The following is an 18,858-nucleotide window of genomic DNA, read 5'->3' on the forward strand; positions in this document are numbered from 1 at the left end:
ATCTATAGGGCTGGAGAAGTGTCTTCAGTCTCGGCACTGCTAGACACGACCATTTGCTGCAATTTGCTTACTTCCCTTAAAAACCTATATAGCGTAGCAACCAGTCCCGCCGCATTCTCGAATGCTTGGGACTAGCCGTGTCGACCATATGTTATTGATTCTTCCGGAGCGCTTTCAACTGTTCCGTGCTGGGTTCCAGAAAATCAATTTTCTGGCCAAACTGCTTCAAGTCTCCGCCATCAACAATGAAAACAGTAGTGTGATGAAGTCGTCCACCAAATCCATTGCCCATACCCAAGTCCTGACCCGCGTATACGTTCTTTTCGCCAGCGAGAATCCACACTGGCTCGAGTCCGGCTTTGGCGACGTGCTCCAGAAAGTAGTCGCGAGAGACTATGCCTGCTCCGGGACCGCGTACGTGTAGGGAAGGATCTTGCCATCTGAGAACTCCTGCAGAGTCGACGAATTCCGGCTTTTTTCCGTTGCGAAGTTGTAGACCAAGAAGTTGCATGGCGGCTGCAGAAGGAAGTTGTAGCGAAAATGACTCATCAATCGAATTGTCCTTAGTGTTGCTTTCGGCTGTAAGCGACTCGACAATGCTAGTGTAAGGGATAGCTATACCACTGAAGGCATCCTTCGAGAGCCTGATACTCTTGGTGTCACGCCAACCATGCTCGCCCAAGAACGTGTTCAAATATGCGTCACCTGAAAACCTCGACGAGTCACCACGATGATTCTTCAGAAGATCATTGGCCATAGCTACACCGTTCCCCGTGCGAGTAAGCAAGCACGTGATATGAGACCAAGCGTCAGCATGATTACGTCTGTTTTGACCTGGTACCGTCCAATGGCGATGGCTATACACAACTAGCCACTTGCTACCATCAGTATTTACCACATCAATCTCTTCGGGACCATTACACAAATCACCTTCTACCCTAACCCAGGCAAGAAGCAGGTCAGTGTCGCCGGACGGCAGCCTCGGAAAGGTAGGAGTCCACCACGTGACTGGTGTCGAGGACCAGCCCGATTCTTGCGTGCGGCGCACAAGTAGTGATGGATCTATATCAGCCTTCATGTCTCGACCTCTGGGGCCGTACTCAAAAGTTTTCAGTTCCCCTTCGCGAGAATAGGAACAAATGGCGAGGTTGTCGGTCAACCGAGCCGTGGCTTCCGCAAGTGCGATGCGCTGATACTTCTTTCCTATGCGTTCGACTCGGTGATTACCAATACGCTCGCGAAAGATGTGCGAGCCTTCGTCAAACGCTTCGAAGAGTTCTTCTGACCATCCGATAGCGTGGGCTCGAGCACATATCCAGCGCCTCACAATCGCGTGATCGAACTCAGGCGGATTAATGCCGTCGTCGTTCATCCTAGTTGCCTCAAGTTGATGCTGCTCCGCAAAGCGGCTGTACTCCGCAAGCATCTCCGGCGAGAGCTGCTCCTTTAGCGCCGCGTTCGCATTCATTAGGTCTTCCCATAACCGTGCTGACTCTTCTTTACCCTTATCGCTGTACCAACTCCGCTCCAGCCGTTGGCGATAGTTCAAGCTCGCACGAAGCAGGTTTATGTATGCATTTAGTTGTACAGAAGTAGCCTTATCCTCGAAGCTCGCTTCCCAATGTTCGTAAAGTTGCTTCGTGGTTTGCCCAGTATGTGCCCGAGGCAAACTTGTGATGCCGTGCAGCCATGCGCGCAAAGTATAGTTTCCAAAATCCGCATCCTTTTCGGTCGACGAAAAAATAGAATCGCCGTATCCTTTCATGCAGTATTCCTTAAGGTCTTCATCGGTTACCAGTTCAAAAGGCCAAGGCGAAGTGAACTTGGCCTTGCAAGCTTCAATGTCGATTTCTGGAGGCAACTGACCTGCAGCTTTGGTATATAACAGCGTACCTAGTGCATAGTCGCGAGCTAACAAATTTAGAGGTGGTTTGCGGCCACCGGCGAAGTAGTTCATCCAAACGGCCGAAGCAACTGCCTTGCATCCACAGCGGTCTGTTCCCTGCATCATAGCCCCATAACACGCTGCAAGTAAGCGCTCGGAGATGTATGGGTCGTCGATTTGATCGAACTTATCAAGAAGAGCAGCAGCGGCACCAAGGTTTGAGGACAGTAGATTTACTAAGGCTTTCGTAGCACGATCTCGTACGGCTCGGTTACTTGTTGAAAGGAACCAAGTCAACGCAACAGCTGCGAGCCACAACCGCTGATTTTCCACTTCCCCTGCGTCCGCCTGCCAAGCCCACTCAATGAGGGTGTTCGCCGCACCGCCATCACTTAAATCATCTTCCGCGAGAAAGATAGACCACACAGCATCTCTCTGAGGCATGGGCCGTTGCCAGAGGTCATGGTGTAACCATTCGGCATTGAACTGATTTTCCGGCTCAGTACAAACTAGCAGCAGCAAGCCGTAAGAAGATTGACCATTAAGGTCGCAAAGCTTTGACACCCAATCGACCGTACGTTGCGTAAATGCTTTGGGAGCACGCCAGATAAGCGAATTTACGAAGGCGTCGGTAAGCAACTGGGAGTTGATTGCGTCCTTTGGCAGCATATCGAACAATTCGTACCCAAACTGCTCAGGAAACTGGACCGTAAACGCCTCAATTACACCAGCTAAACGCCAAGATACAAAGTGACCAAAGTAGTTGGACAGGGGCTCTCGTCGGATTGAGCCTTCAAGGTCGGCAGGGTCAATTTGTGCTATGAGGCGTTCGGCTCGTAGGTTATCCGATAGCCGCTCAAACGTGAACCTGATTAATTCAACATTCGTTCCTTCATACCGCTCTATTTCCTGCGTAAGCACCCCTTCGGACAGAAACGCCGATAGGAGGCTCTGATCCATTCGTCCCCCAGAATCGAGAAAACGCTCGAATAGTTCAGTCGCTGCATCGAATGACAGACTACCGAAGTCGCCATGCGTAGCGCAAGCATCAAGAAATTCATAGAGAGCTTTACGTGCAATCTTCTGCTGGGGTATAAGCTTCAACTCTCTTTCGACTTTCTTAACCACCGCTGAGAGATAAAAGTTGAAAATCGCCGTGATGCCCTCAAGACCCTTGGGAAGCTGCTTGAGATTTTCCGCATCAAGATATGCGCAGCATGTCCGCAGGAATAGAGGATTTTCGAACTCACGAGCCAAATTTGGCGAACTCGGTCGTGCGATACCGCGTATGTCCAGGTATGCCTTAGCAGCAGCCCCGGCATGACCTGCAAAGCCATGGTGAATGACATGCTCAAGTCCCTTCAGCGGGAGGTATTCCAAGTATGTGTCGCGTACCGTCAAGATCAAGGCCAAGCGAGGAAATTGCTGCATTTGCGCAATGAATCCTTGAAGACGAGTCTCCCACAGGTCGATTCCATACTTTTCGTTTAAGGCATCTATTGCGATTACTGATCGACATCCAGCAACCTCTGCAGCAGCATCCAAAGCTCCGAGGAAATCGCTCGTACTAACTAGTCCTAAGTCCAGTTGCTCACGAATCTGTTGCCAAGGTTCTGCATCAGCTAAGGTTCCGGTCAAAACCAAAATAAAAGGTCGCGCCTGTTCGAGCTGCTTCGCGCCGAAATCAGCTACTAAGTGCGACTTGCCGATACCAGCCTGTCCAGAAATAAGCAGTTCCCGCTTGTTCGTGAGACTCCAACGAGCGCTTGCTAGCTCGTGCCTAACTTGGTCTATCGATGAATACAGATCGAGAAGCTCTCTCCGAATACTGATACGATCCCTACTTTCGGCTTTGTCCTGAATCTCGCTCAGCGCATTCGATACGCTCAGAATGCCATCCGCCGACAATGCTAGCCAAATATCCATAGGAACATGAGCGTCCAGTGTGACTGATGAACTAGTGAGAGCATCTAGAAGCGGCTCGCAGAACTGTTTTATCTTGTCTGCTAAGGAAGTAAAATCGTGCCGTACCAAACTGCGTAAGGCTCCGTCGAGACGATAGGTAATTTCAGCTGCCCAGATGCTTGGCTCTTTCAGAAGTTCAGCATTGCGCGCAAGCGCTTGCAAAGTCTGTTGAATAGGTAAGTCCACATGACTTTCAGGACTGTATCGCTCACCAAGATTTCGACGTGGGACCTCGAACTTCTCACGGAACCACGCCGTACTGAAGCGAACGGTGTCAAACCAGTAGCGGGCTCGCCCCGAGTAAGCAGGAGTATCACGGCCCAGCCGTTCAGCGATACTTGAAGCGCTCCAAAGTTCGATTTCCAAAATACGGCCTTGCGCTAAGGCGGCCTTGACGCTCGTGTCACGCCAGCTCTCGTATCTTTGTACTTGACTCAGCTTCTTGCCCGAGCGGTTATCTTGGAGATCGATAGGCAGGCAGACAATGAACTTCTTAAGTTGCGGATGTGCGACCATCGCGCGCTGCAAAGATTCATCTAGATCCTGAACCTGAATTGACTCAAACTTATTTATGAAATATTTGGCCTGCCAACCAACCTCATGCCCTTCTCGATAAGTACGATAGCACTCTAATCCTTGGTCAGCCCCAGAGCCTTTTCGAATGAACCGTGAGGCTTCCGCTGGATCCTCTAGTGCAGCAAGCTGGCAACAGAGCTCTTCGAAGCCTCCCATCTGAGTACCTCGGTGTTCCCTAATTTGAGTAAAATCTATGCGCAACTTCAAATAACCTCCCGATTTAGAGTATTCATAGCGCGCTTAAATGAGTCATTGAGCAAAAGTATCATCAAGATAAAACTCCCGGCAAACATATATTTGGCTCACAAAATTTATATTGGAACAGATTGTGTGTTTGGAGCGAAATACATTAAGTTTAAGTGGAACCCTACACAACTGAAAGTAACGCATATTTCGCATCCACACAGAAAATAATCTTGTATTTGAGCAGACTATAAGATAAAGAATCAATTTCTGAAGGTCCATAAACCTCAACTGCCCATATCGCAGCAACGGTTAAGACTTCACCTTCTGGCAGCTGACTCGCTAAATTTTCTTCATCATCTCGTTCCCGATAATCTAGTAAACACGATTCATTTGGGTGCAAAAAAATAAGTCAGGCGATATTCGATATGACAAAACTCGGATTTCTCTCAAACTTCGAGCATACCAAGATATTTTCTGTGTGTTTTCGTTTGACAATTGGGTGCCTATAAAGTTACGGTTGAAACAAGTGAGGTATTGATATCATAAAAATTTCTTGACGCTCGATTGCGATACTGCTGAATAGCGGCGTCGTGTCGATTGTAGTCGATCATTAAAAAACGTCATTGGTAGCTCCGGCCCCAAAATAGCCTGTCAGGATTCCGGTAAACAGCCACTCAACCGCGTTTTACTTCATGAAGTAAAACGCGGTCGCAACGAATGGCCATCTTAAGCTGCCCAAGCATGACTGGTTTAATATGCAAACAGGTGGCTTCTTTGATGCAAATACACACCCTGCTCCTGCGTTCCCTGATTGATCGAAGGTTATTCACACCGTGTATCGACGACAAATGAATTAAGCGTTCAATTCTTGATTGTTCTGATGCGGATTCCAAATGACTTACTTATGACTCAATAGCTAAGCGCTACAATAGACAGAAAAAGGAATTTCGTAAGTATCGTTCAAATATCGCTCTGTAACAGCCAACAGTAGTAAGTGATCGCGCTCGGCCGCTGCGATCGATAGGCCAGGTTGCACTACAAATACATTCAACTTAACTTCCATTTGTCGGCTCATGTTACGAATTTCTGAGAGTTTGTGCTTGTCGCCTTTTTCAAAACGCGTTGATCTACCAGCGGCGATTCTTTTTCCATCTCGCACTAATAAGTGAGTAAAGAGATCAGTTCTTCTATTGGATGTCGCAAGCCAATTTGCGCTTCGCTGTGCTTGTCCGCACACAACATATAGATCGTCCAGTCTAGCTCCTGGTGCGCCGCCTGCGAATTTACAGTGGTAGAGATCGACTTCGAGAAATTTTCGATGATCTTCGTCGATTACACGAATTGCTACGACGTCGGCAGCCTCGCCCTTATCATCGTCATCGAAAATTACTTGGTAAGACTCGTCTCGTTGTAGTAGCTCTATTAATTTGTGTTGAACCGTTCCAGAGACCCGTTCGGCACGTTGAGATTCCTTAGTAATATTAACGCCACTCCAATCAATTGCAGTCATACGTTCGACCGGAAAAGGGCGCAACAAATTGTCGGGCAATTTTACATATGCACAGCCCTCTAACGAAGATCCATCCGCAAACCAGATCACTGGCGGATAGTCTGTGAAATAATCAGCGAGCGCTCTCTCCGTACGCCCAAAGCTAATGTTGAGATCGGGACCATGAATTTTGACGAACTCGAAGTCAAACCGACCTTCATCGCTCAATAAATCGAGCCGAAATTGTGCTTCTAATTCATCACTATGAACTTTTAAAATTAACTTCCCATTATTGTCACGTTCAATGAACTCTATATCGAAAAATGTGATTGATTGTTCGGACACTCCAGGTGTTAACAGTCTCATCGATGATTCTGTCCGGGAAAAAACATCGTGCGGCCAGTCCACAGCAACAACAACCTCGTCGGGTACCTCGCAGATATTTTCCGGCTTAAGTGTTCCTTCTAGGACAGTATCCGGGTCAATGGACTCATTAGAGATTTTCACCCCAATCGCTCTAGCCCAAAATGTGAAAGTATCCACACGCAATCTTAGATTTGACCAAACTCTCCCTTTTTTTGCAGCGCCAGCGGATGTTTTTCGTCCATTCTCATATCCTTGCCCTGCTAAGACTGCTTTGGTCGAACCTTGTCGCACGGCATGTCCGATTCTGGACTCTACGTCAGATCCCATACGCGCCGTGTAGCGAACTTGGCGTCCTAGGTGTTCACTAAGTCCGACATTATTGAGTACAAGTCTATTGATTCCATGGAAGCATCGGAACACGGTCGGAGTAGAAATTAACTCTACGCCATCGCCACAGAGTACACGTGCAATCCCACGATATACGCCATTGATTCCAGAACCATGTATGTAAAGAAGATTCCGTTCGCGGTCCCAGCAAGCGATAAGCAATTCCCAGCTTCGCTCGCGGATTGAAGATACATCGCTCCATTGCACATCGTGCTCAGAAGCCACTAAAATTACAAGCGTGTTTTCCTGTGGGTTAAGGCTGTGATAGAGATGTCTCGTATCCGTCAATCCAGGAAAACCATTCTTAATATTGTTCGGCGCCCAATCGGCGCAACGAGTTTTATAAACAACCATACTAGCTGCAGGGCGAAGATCTTTAAGGGGAACCTCGTCCAAGAATGCCCCGAACCCTTGAAAGAACTCTTGAGAGATAACTTCCTGATCAATCGCTGAAGTACTAATCAACGGAAGTAAGAGGTTCCAGTCAGGGTCTTGCGTGTATAGAGTTCGAAGTTCATCAGCTACATCAATTAAGGCCGTATTGACTATCACAACAGGATCACCTAAATCTGGACGTGACCGGGTGAAACGTCCAGCCAATTGGAGGGTAATGGCGAGACTCTTTCGAACATCATGAAACGCAGCAATTTTCAGTTCTGGCAGATCGAACCCTTCGCCCAGCATATCCACGCACACAACGATTCGAGCTGCGCCCGAAAATAATTTGGCTTTTGCCTCTTCTTTCTCGCTTGCACGAACACCTGAATGAATTGCTACTGATTCATAGCGACCAAGTGATCGGTACAATTCAAGTATTGCATCAGCGCGAGGCTTACTCGAAACACGAGCCATGACAATGTGCTTTCCCGTCACATCGGCATCTAACTCGTCCATTGCCGCCTCAGCGATTCTAAGATCGCCAATTATCGAATCGTATTCTTCAATTGGTCGAAATCGGATAGGCCTGAAGTACCCTTCCGCCTGCGCTTTTTTTAGCGGATAGACGAATATAAACTTTCCATCTATCTTCTTACCGTCTTGTCGAAAAGGCGTTGCAGTGAACTGGAGCACGAGCTTATTCTCGAAGTTGCCGCGAAAATCTGTCCAAGTGTTTGCTTCAGCATGATGAGCTTCATCGATAAATAAGTGACTGCAAAGGTCAGCCATTTTTTTCTGTACTTCTATGCTACATCTACCGGCGAGTGCACTTGTTGTGACTACCACATTGCATTCAGAAAAATATTGCTCAACTTCCGACACTGTTTGGGGACGGGACGTTAATGTTCCAACGACAGGACACCGCGCAGTGGCTTCCAATACAGAATTTCCCTCAAGCTTCAAAATCCCAAGGGACTCAAATTTGGCCGCGATTTGGGTTCTAAGAGCATCAGTAGGAACCAAAACTAAAACACACTCGCATTGGGCAGACAGTAACGTGGCAAGCATCGTTTCTGTCTTTCCTGTGCCGGTTGGCATAACGATGGTTGCAGTTTGGCGACTAGTCGTCCAATGCGCATGAATGGCATGTAATGCACCCATTTGAGGACGCCGTAACCCAACAAGTTGACGGTCTGGATCTTCCTCGACAAACCGAAAAGCACCTCGCCATGATTCACGTGCATTTGAAGCTAAACGTCCAGGGTTTCTAGATAGAGGTTGCAATCTCGGATGGTGCAACCAAGTGCCATTCGTCAGATCAAGAGGCTCATTCTCAGCTATCTTGTATTTTGCAACGACCACCAGATCCTCATGTGTGAACGATGCTGGACGAGGATTGTGCTGAAATATATAGGCAACGTGTTTGCCATCATCGCCAATTAACAAATGTCCACGGTCGTTCTCTCTACTGAATGGGACTATTTCGCAATGTGTCTGACTTTCGGAAAGAATAAGTTGTCTTATCATGCCTAAAGTGTCGAGATTGGCATTTAGGGCCCAGAGGGCGGGCAATTTAACTAGCATTTATTAGCATAAATAAATTATTCCAAAAAACAAAATTCGACGATGTTCAGCATATAAAGAATTCTTGATGCTGCATCCGCAAAGAACGGTTAATCTAAGACTAGGACATAAATAATTCTTTTTATTTTTGCTACCGTACACGCACCAAAAAAAGTGACCCTTTTTTTGAAATTAATGCAACTTGGATTTTCGAAGTTTTCAAGACAATATGTATGAGAGATACTTCAATCCATGCAATAAATTTGTTCCAAAAGCCTGTCTTATCGTAATTTAATGTTGCAAAATTTCTTCAGCAAAATGAAAGCTAAGCAATTATTGTGCCGTGAATAATTCAGTAATTGTTTCGTGATCTTTTCAAATCGATGGCAGATATATTTTTTTACGTGGAAATTTATTCAAACTTACATGCAAAAAGCGAGACGCAGCGTGAACTTAGGGTAAAGTTACTCCAGAAACTACCGGCCTCGGCAGATTTTTTTTATTAGCCAATTTTTATAACATTATCGCTATAATGTTGCTACGTGTGGCGGCACTCGCGGCATATCACCTGCTTATAATGCACTGGTTACTTGTGTCGCCTACTTTTTGTCCGCAAAGCGTCCCTGCAATTCAGTCAGGATCATTTGTTCGGTTTCTACCACTGCTAAAGATTTGCCCAGTTCCAATTGCTGCTCATGAAATCGAGCATTCTGTTGATTGTTTTGCTTGGAAACTTCCTACAATTGATTTCTTAGCTCAACTATTATTTGGCTGGCTGAACCGAAAATCACAATTGATAAACATCGTAAACAAATGACCATATGTTGGTGTATGGAGATCGAAGATGGCTAAAAAACTTTCTGAAATTCATCCAGGCAAAATCCTAAGCGAAGAATTTCTCAAGCATATGGGTATTACCAATGCGCGACTGGCGAGAGATCTGGACGTGAATACCAGCTGTATCGCCCAAATTGTAAATGGTCATCACCCGATCACGGCAGAAGTTGCAATGCGGCTGGCCGAGTTTTTTAATATGGAAGTTCGATTCTGGATGAACTTGCAGGCCGAATATCATGTGCGCCTAGCAGAAACGCCATCACTGTCATAAATCCAATAAAACAAGCCCAAGAAAAGTGCAAAGTTAGCCTCCATGCTGCCCCCCCTTTATTTGGGTGAAGTGGTTTAGGTGCTATCAACCTTATTCCACACTGCTTTTCAAGCTTAATTTGCCAAGACTTTCGCCGAGGCGTTCATCGAATCTTGCTAATATCAATTGCTGCGTTTCAACTGTAGCTGTTGATTTGACCAACTCCAATTGCAATAGTTGAACTCGTTCTAATAACGTACGGTTTTCTTCACTGGAATCCATGAGTTTTTGCTTCAAATTGAGTAAATTCTCATCTTTGGCTTTAGAACTTGATTCCAATAACGCAATGTTACTATTTGCCTTTCTGAGTGCCTCAATTTCCATGGCATGCTGCTGTTCAACGCGTTGAATCTCGTAAAGCAGCTTCTGCGCTTGGGAAAGTTCTGCTACCAATCGTGCACCGTCTTGATTGAGACCTGTAATTTCGTTTTGTTTCTGCACCAATCCCTGCTGCAGGTGGCGGATTTCAACCTGTAGCTGTTGGACTTGATGTTCGTGGCGACGAATATCTTGGTCGCGCTGTTCTTTTACTGACTCACGATAATGTTCTAGAGCCTCCCTTGCATGTGTGTGCTTCGTCTCCAAAGATTGCCGGTGCGCTTCGTTTTCGCTTAGGCGCTCTTTCAAATCAGCCACTTGTTGTTCAAGGGTGTGACGCAGAATTATTTCCCTTTGCAACGATTCGGAAGTCCTGCCGTGCGCTGCCACTTCGATTTGATTTCTAGCCTCAGAAGCGCTTAATTTGTCATTTAACTCCTCGTTGGCGATGGTTAGTGCTGCAATTGATGCATTGAGCTGCTGCGCCTTCTCGGCGCTTTTCGCCTTGACTTCTTCGATCCGCACATTTGCTTCTTCTTCCAACTGTACGGCGAGGCGCGCGATTAGATCCTGCAAAGCTTCGCTAATTGAGGTCTTACGATCGGTGACTCCACCATCTTCCGTCTCTAATTCTTTGAGGTATTTATGAATGGTCGATTTAGAACCGGTATTTCCCAGCTCGATGCGAATGGCATCGACGGAGGGATGTCGCCCCTGGGCAAGCAGTGATTCACGTGCTTTCTTCACTTCAGATTTGTACAAACCAGTTCGTGCCATATCGTCACTCCTTCAAATATCATAATACATTACGTAATACGTAATTACATACTACTTGAGTGGAATATTCAAGCTTAAAACTTCTTAAAATTAATAACGGATAATATAGAGTTATCCTGTGTGATATGTAAAAAATGGGGTAAATTACTGATTTCAGATGTAATCATCAAAAACATGAGCAAGATTGATCAATATATTCAAGCAGCCACCCGAGACAACACCCGTCAAAGCTACCAAGCTGCTGTGCGCCATTTTGAAATTGAATGGGGTGGTTTCTTGCCCGCTACGGCCGACAGTATCGCTAACTACTTGGTTGAGTACGCTGAGACACTCGCGATCAATACCTTACGTCAACGTTTAGCCGCCTTGGCACAGTGGCATATTTCGCAGGGTTTTCCAGATCCAACCAAATCACCCGTCGTACGAAAGGTTTTTCGTGGCATACAAGCACTTCATCCTGCCAAAGAAAAACAGGCCAAGCCTCTGCAACTAGACCAGCTTGAACAGGTGGACCGATGGTTGGCATCAGCCATTGAGAGCGCTCGTAATGAGGGCCGCCGTAGCGCCGAGCTACGATATGTTCGAGACAGAGCGCTTTTATTACTTGGATTTTGGCGCGGCTTCCGAGGCGATGAACTCACACGACTGCAAGTAGAAGATGTGACGGTATCACCAGGTGAAGGTATGATTTGCTATTTATCACAAACGAAAAGTGATAGAAGGTACCAAGGAACCAGTTTTAAAACACCAGCCTTATCAAGACTCTGCCCAGTCGACGCATTTATCGATTGGGTTCATACCGCACAATTAACTTCTGGTCCGGTGTTTCGTGCGATTGATCGATGGGGACACCTATCTGAGATCAGTTTGCACGAAGACAGTTTGATTCCTATTTTTCGTTCGGCTTTACACGCTGCCGGAATCGAAGCGGCTAATTTGTATAGCGGCCATTCGCTTCGACGCGGTTTCGCTACTTGGGCTACAGCGAATGGATGGGATCTAAAGACGCTAATGGAATATGTTGGCTGGAAAAATATTCAATCAGCGATGCGCTATGTCGACGTGGCTGATCAATTTTCTCAACAACGTATCGAGCACAGTTTAGGTAAGTCTGCGCCAATACACCAATTAAGTAAGCCTTGACTTCATTAGAACTCCACATGCCATTACCGACCATGTGGAGTAAACCTAAACGACAACTACGTTTCGATTTCTTTCGTGAAATAGGAAGGCACAAGCTTGTACAGCAATGGCAATACCAGTAAGGTCAACAAAGTTGAGGAAATAATCCCCCCGATGACGACTGTCGCTAGAGGTCGTTGTACCTCAGCGCCGGTGCCTGTAGCGATGGCCATTGGAATAAAACCTAGAGAAGCGACTAAAGCAGTCATCAGCACGGGACGCAGTCTTGTTACCGCACCTTCACTAATTGCGGCATCTACATCCATGCCCTTATCAATGAGTGAACGAATATAGGCGATCATCACCAGACCATTCAAGACGGCCACGCCAGACAAGGCAATAAAACCGATACCCGCTGAAATCGATAAAGGAATGTCTCGTAACCATAAGGCGACTATGCCTCCGGTTAATGCAAAGGGTACACCGGTGAAGACTAATAGGCCGTCTCGCATATTGCCAAACATCGCAAAGAGCAGCATAAAGACCAGCACCAATGCAGCTGGCACAACTACTTTCAGACGATTACTCGCTGACTGTAATTGTTCAAAAGTACCGCCCCAGGTGATCCAATAGCCTGTAGGCATATTAATTTCTTTCCGCATACTCTGCTGGGCTTCGGTCACGAATGACCCAATATCGCGTCCACGGACATTTGCGGTGACGACCACGCGGCGCTTTCCTTCTTCTCGACTGATTTGATTGGGGCTCGTTCCCATGCTGACCGCTGCCACATCGCTTAATCGCAAATAACCCGCTTTATCTGGGCTGATACCATCTTTGGGCAAGCGAATTGGCAGGCGTTTAATCGTATCCACATCATTGCGCAAATGGTCTGGCAGGCGAACCACAATATCAAAACGACGATCACCCTGAAACATCGTACTAACTGCCTGCCCACCAATGGCGTGACTGATGACACCTTGAACATCATTAACGTTGACGCCTAAACGAGCGATTTTATCCCGGTCTATTTGAATATTGAGCATCGGCAAGCCAGTTGTTTGCTCCACCTTGACATCGGTCGCACCATCAATCTTCGCCAACACTTGAGAGATTTTTTCAGCGGACTTATTCATGGTGTCCATGTCGTCACCAAATACCTTGACTGCTACATCACTACGGACGCCGGAAATCAATTCGTTGAAGCGCATTTGAATCGGCTGCGTAAATTCGTAGTTATTTCCCGGCACTTTGGCGACAGCATCTTGGATTGCCTCAATTAATCCGTCTTTACTTCGTTTTGGCTTAGGCCATTCATTTTCTGGCTTGAGCATGATGAATGTATCAGCCAAACTTGGCGGCATTGGATCGGTCGCAATCTCTGCTGTGCCGATTTTTGAAAATACCCGTTCAACTTCAGGGAACTTTTGAATAACACGTTCAAGATCCTGCTGCATCTGTACTGCCTGATTGAGGCCAGTACCCGGAATACGCATCGCATGCATCGTGATGTCACCTTCGTTCAGGCTAGGTACAAATTCACTTCCCATACGAGTTAGGAGTAAGCCACTCAAAATGATCGTAGTGCCTGCAATACTGAGCACTAAGGCCTTACTACGAAGTGTCCAATCCAATAATGACTGGTAACGCTTTTGAATACGACTAATCGCGCCGTTTTCTTTTTCAGCGATATTATCGCCAATAAATAGCGCGACGGCGGCCGGAATGAATGTCACTGAAAGTACCATCGCTGCAATCAATGCCGCAACTACAGTAAAAGCCATGGGGTGAAACATCTTGCCCTCGACGCCCGTCAGTGCAAATATAGGCAAGTACACCACCATGATGATTAACTGACCGAATAGCAATGGTCTACGTGATTCCTTTGCTGCTTCAAACACTTCGTTAAAGCGCTCATGCCGCGTTAATAGCCTGCCATGATGAAGCTGCGCATGTGCTAAACGCCGCACGCAATTTTCCACAATGACGACGGCACCATCAATGATAATCCCAAAATCTAATGCCCCAAGACTCATCAGATTTGCACTGACCTTGTTACCAACCATACCGGTGAACGTGAACAGCATTGCTAGTGGAATTACCATCGCCGTAATAATTGCAGCACGGATGTTCCCTAGGAATAGAAACAGAATTACGATCACCAGAACGGCACCTTCAAGCAGATTCTTCTTCACTGTACTAATCGCTTTATCCACTAATATGGTTCGATCATAAACAGTATTAACAATCACGCCTTTTGGCAATGTATGATTAATCTCTTCGATTTTTTTACTGACAGCAAGTGACACCTTCCGGCTATTCTCGCCCATTAGCATAAATACGGTACCCAGCACCACTTCACGACCATTTTCAGTAGCGGCTCCTGTGCGCAACTCCTTACCGATTTCCACATCAGCGACATCTTCAATGCGAATCGGTGTTTCGTGGATGGATTTCACGATGATCTGTTTAATATCTGCAATAGAGTTGAGTTGGCCAGGCGCACGCACCAAGTATTGTTCCCCGCGTCGCTCAATATAGCCAGCACCTATATTGGCATTATTTTTTTCGATTGCGGCAGCGACTTCCTGCCAAGTGACGTCGTAGGCAACGAGTTTTTCTGGTCTGGGAGCAACCAAGAATTCTTTGTTATACCCGCCGATCGTATTGATCTCGGTGACACCTGGGACATTACGTAATTGAGGCTTGACGATCCAATCCTGGATCTCTCGAAGCTCGGTCGAGGAATAAGGTTCGCCGGAGGCATTTAGCGCACCCGGTTTAGCTTCGACCGTCCACATCACAATCTCACCAAGTCCAGTTGAAATCGGCCCCATTGTAGGTTCAACACCTGCAGGCAATTTCGATTTCGCTTCTTGCAGTCGCTCATTGACCAACTGACGAGCAAAATAGATGTCGGTACCGTCCTTAAATACCACCGTCACCTGCGACAAACCATAACGGGAAAGCGAGCGCGTTTGCTGCAAAGAAGGCAGACCTGCCATTACAGTTTCTATCGGAAAGGTCACACGTTGCTCTGACTCTAAGGGTGAGTACCCTGGTAATACTGTATTAATTTGCACCTGAACATTGGTGATATCGGGTACCGCATCGATGGGTAGGCGTTGATAATTGACGATACCCAATGCGGCAAAACACAAGGTCACGGCCAGCACCATCCATCGGTGATCGATGGAAAAGCGAATAAGTTTCTCAAACATAATTTTTACTTTCTGAAATGAATGGAATAATTCATAAGAAGATCATTTGAATCGGAATCAGTCGTCATGACTTGCCGACGACTTACCCAATTCCGCCTTCATCAGAAAACTATTTTTTGAGACATAAGTTTCACCCGCCTGTAAGCCTTTCAGTAATTCGGTAAATTTACCATTGGTTCGCCCCAATTCCACAGGACGTACTTCAAACTGATCACCGACTTTGATAAATACACTTGAGGTTTCATTCACATTTTGAATCGCCTCGCTAGCGACAACAACCGGTGTGTTCACCGCGGCAGATTGCACAACCAGATTGACCGGTAGACCTGGGTACCACATACCTTTGGCATTGGACACCACCAGGCGTGCCATCGCACTTAGTGTCTGGTCACCGACCACTGAGCCGACATAGCTGACTTTCCCAGTGGTACTGGCCTCAAATGCTGTTGCGCTGATCGTTGCCTTTTGTCCGACTTTGATTTGCCCTAGCTCTTTTGCAGGAATCACCGCTTCCACCCACACCGTATCAAGATTGGTTACCGTAAAGATCGTGGCATCTTCCTTCAATACTTGCCCCATCGCGATATTTTTTTCTGTGATGGTGCCATTAATGGGAGACCGAATTTCTAGACGTGTGAGTGATCCGCCAGTTGTGCTTATGGGAGAATTCGCCCCCAATGCGGCTAATTTTTGCTCTGCACTTTGACGTGTGATCTCGGCTTCCTGTAAGGCGTTTTGTGCTGCTAAATAATCCTGTTCGGCAGAAATCTTCTCTTCCCATAATTTCTTTTCTCTCTCAAAATTTTTCTTCGCTAATGCAAACCGTTTTTGTGCCGCCAGCACTTCACTACGTTGATCCGCTAAAAGCTGACTGGAAATGACCGCTAGTACCTGTCCTTGTTTGACCTTATCTCCCGCATTCACCAATACATGCTCTACCAATCCCGTCAGGCGTGGCACGACATGCACCGTGTTATCGGCGTTCAGACGAATTTCACCTAACAGTGACATCGTGCTTTGCAACAGCATCGGTCCAGCAACTTGCGTCTCTATCCCGTTATTTTTGCGTTGCTGCTCACTCATTTGTACGCGACCTTCGATCTGTTCATAGTGAAAATCGTAGGTTTCTTGATTAAATACCGCCTTAATTTTGACATCAAAGGAATGCGGCTCCTCTAGTTCGTCCGCACTGGTCAAATAATCCTGCTCAGGCTTGAAGCGATACGTCTGCGCTTCCTGACCTAAGCGCTGTACCAAGATCGTGACATTGTTAGCACTTGGCGCCAATGGTTTCCCATTTTGGTAGGGATAGAGTCGAAAGACGGGCACAGAATCTACTTCAAAAATAGTGACCTCTAAGGCATAAGTGCCTTGCGTAAATAGGCGTCCGCCATGAGGGCCTTTCTGATCATTCGCTCGTTCTTCTCCCACTTTTTCTGCATGCTCTCCCGCATGGCTGGCTTTATCGTGATCTTCTGTTTTAGACGTCGGTTTATTTGAAAAAAGGATAGCAGTCGCTAAAACAACGCCGACCACAAGGACGATGCCGACCGCAATCGCCTGATTCCGGTATTTGAGTGGCGATGATTGTGTCAGTTGAGATAAAAATTTCATGATTATTCCTAAAATGAGTCAGTCGCTGGATAGAATTCAAACGCTTGATCATTCAGCAGTCTTTGAATATCCGCTGCGGCAAGATGGGCATCGCCACAACTACGTAAATATTGTGCTTTCGCAGCTAAGAGAGAACGCTGCGCATCGAGTACGTCTAAGAAACCGAATTTGCCAAATTCAAAGCCTTTTAGCGCAAGGTCAAAGGCATTTTGGGCATTGGGCAGCACGTCTGCTTTGCTTAGCTGTGCCTCGTCGATCGCAAAGCGCAGTCGCTGAATTGCCTGCATCAATTCATTGCGCACACGAATTTGCGTCGATTGCAGTTCATCTTTTGCTTTATCCAGACGACTGATGGTTTCCTGAACATTGCCCTGATTACGATCAAACAGGCTAATCGGTATAGAGACTCCGATCATAGGCTGCTGTCGCCCCGTCAATTGTTCCCGTTTGGCACCAAGACTTAAGGTGATATCTGGAATTTGTTTACTGCGCTCTACATCGGCCATTGCAGCTCGTTTTTCCACCTCTATTTTTGCTTTGATGATCTGTGGTGATTGCATCATCTGCTTTTCTACATCCAAGCTATCAGGCACCACAGGTAAAGTATCAAAACGTCCCACCAATTCAATGGATGAAGGCGCCTTATTGCCGATCATAGAGTGCAATCGTTGGCGTGCAATCACTAATTCACTCTCGGATTTCGCTAACTCAAGCTGCGCGCTGGACTGCGCCACCCGCGCCTTACTCTCTTCTAAGGGTGCCACTTTGCCCACGGTGACTTGTTTTTTGGCTGCACTGTAAGCACGCTGTGTTAGCTCCAATGAAGTGAGTGCCAATCGCTGACGTTCTTGTGCAATTAGCACCTCATTAAAACGCGTTGTGACGGTGACCCGAATCTCATTTACCATCATGGCGAACTCGATTTTTGCCATATTCAAACCGCTTTCGGCCACCGACAGGCGCGCACGTCGTTTCCCACCCAGTTCAATAGCTTGATTGAGTTGCCAGGTGGTACTACGATTTTCAGTTCGGGCGTCTTCCATCATCGCAACCAGTTCTGGATTACGTAGCAAGCCTGCTTGACGTAAGCTTGCCTCGGTCGCCGCTATCTCTCGTTTGGCAGCAGCGATATCCGGGTGGTATTGCTGGGCTAAACGTATCGCTTCTCGCAAACTCAAACGACTATTCACGTCGTTATTTGGATCTTGATTTGTCGGTTGTCTAGCTACGAGCATTTGCGTACTCGCTTGATCTTTTATGTTGGTAATAGTCTGTAATGTCTGCGCCACAAGGTATGCGGGTGATGACGTAAGTAATACAACCGCGAGCCACGACAACGTGGGCGGCAAAAGCAATTTTTGCATGGAACTCCCCTGAAATAATTCCTGAAACTATTCTTAAAATGAAGCGATAGGAAAAATCCGGTCGTGCGCTGTCAACCCTTGGATCTCAATACAAAAGAAAATAATGAAGAATGACAGTGAATTGGCGCCGGATTAAACGACGCGCATCCATTTGGGACGTTCTGGCTCTGCCAAAAACGGTATAGGAAGTTGAAGTTGTGTGAGCGATCGGGAATCTTGACGTCCTAGATCATCAAATGGACATACTTGTGCATCAGCAGTCATTGAAGCGCCGTGATGACATGTCGTACAATCTGGATGCGACACAGGTTTCTGATTGCCTGTCTTATTCTTTTGATCCTCTTGATCCGCAGTGTGATGTTGGTGAGGATGATGCCCAAAATGTTGCGTGGATTTATCTGTTTCATGCTGACAGAAAGCACTTGCCGCCGTCCAACTTAGTTGGAAGGTCAACGCAAGGACTAACAGGATGATCCATTTTTTATACATGACGCGAATTA

At 46.7% G+C, this 18,858-nt stretch carries 9 protein-coding genes; 2 read left to right on the top strand and 7 right to left on the bottom strand.

Going from position 1 to position 18,858, the window contains the following annotated elements; all coding sequences use genetic code 11:
- Positions 1–151 precede the first annotated feature (151 nt).
- Positions 152–4,582: an NACHT domain-containing protein gene (locus KDM92_RS01065; RefSeq protein WP_212682615.1), complete on the bottom strand. Its 4,431-nt coding sequence runs from the start codon at positions 4,580–4,582 to the stop codon at positions 152–154.
- Between the two features lie 946 nt (positions 4,583–5,528).
- Positions 5,529–8,816, bottom strand: a complete 3,288-nt coding sequence (locus KDM92_RS01070; RefSeq protein WP_212682616.1) for a DEAD/DEAH box helicase — start codon at positions 8,814–8,816, stop codon at positions 5,529–5,531.
- Between the two features lie 823 nt (positions 8,817–9,639).
- On the opposite strand from KDM92_RS01070, the gene KDM92_RS01075 reads away from it, so the two are divergent.
- Positions 9,640–9,903: a HigA family addiction module antitoxin gene (locus KDM92_RS01075; RefSeq protein WP_212682617.1), complete on the top strand. Its 264-nt coding sequence runs from the start codon at positions 9,640–9,642 to the stop codon at positions 9,901–9,903.
- A 90-nt stretch (positions 9,904–9,993) separates the two neighbouring features.
- Here the strand turns inward: KDM92_RS01075 and KDM92_RS01080 are convergent, their stop codons facing one another.
- On the bottom strand, positions 9,994–11,022 hold the full coding sequence (locus KDM92_RS01080; protein WP_230408109.1) for a DNA-binding protein: 1,029 nt from the start codon (positions 11,020–11,022) through the stop codon (positions 9,994–9,996).
- A 189-nt stretch (positions 11,023–11,211) separates the two neighbouring features.
- Between KDM92_RS01080 and KDM92_RS01085 the strand changes: the two genes are divergently transcribed.
- On the top strand, positions 11,212–12,180 hold the full coding sequence (locus KDM92_RS01085) for a site-specific integrase (RefSeq protein WP_212682619.1): 969 nt from the start codon (positions 11,212–11,214) through the stop codon (positions 12,178–12,180).
- A 56-nt stretch (positions 12,181–12,236) separates the two neighbouring features.
- On the opposite strand, the gene KDM92_RS01090 is transcribed toward KDM92_RS01085, so the two are convergent.
- The 4 genes from KDM92_RS01090 to KDM92_RS01105 all read right to left on the bottom strand — a co-directional run bounded on the left by KDM92_RS01090 (position 12,237) and on the right by KDM92_RS01105 (position 18,847).
- A complete protein-coding gene (locus KDM92_RS01090) occupies positions 12,237–15,380 on the bottom strand; it encodes an efflux RND transporter permease subunit (RefSeq protein ID WP_212682620.1) in 3,144 nt (1,047 codons plus the stop codon).
- Between the two features lie 57 nt (positions 15,381–15,437).
- The gene (locus KDM92_RS01095) at positions 15,438–16,994 is read right to left on the bottom strand and encodes an efflux RND transporter periplasmic adaptor subunit (protein WP_212682621.1); all 1,557 of its coding nucleotides are present in this window, start codon (positions 16,992–16,994) and stop codon (positions 15,438–15,440) included.
- Between the two features lie 8 nt (positions 16,995–17,002).
- Complete coding sequence (locus KDM92_RS01100) at positions 17,003–18,229, bottom strand: TolC family protein (RefSeq protein ID WP_212682622.1); 1,227 nt, start codon at positions 18,227–18,229, stop codon at positions 17,003–17,005.
- Between the two features lie 261 nt (positions 18,230–18,490).
- Positions 18,491–18,847 carry a hypothetical protein gene (locus tag KDM92_RS01105; protein ID WP_212682623.1) on the bottom strand — a complete coding sequence of 119 codons (357 nt, stop codon included), beginning with the start codon at positions 18,845–18,847 and terminating at the stop codon, positions 18,491–18,493.
- Between the last annotated feature and the right edge of the window lie 11 nt (positions 18,848–18,858).

It is taken from the genome of Affinundibacterium baiyunense, assembly GCF_018139645.1.
Classification (GTDB): domain Bacteria; phylum Pseudomonadota; class Gammaproteobacteria; order Burkholderiales; family Burkholderiaceae_D; genus Undibacterium; species Undibacterium baiyunense.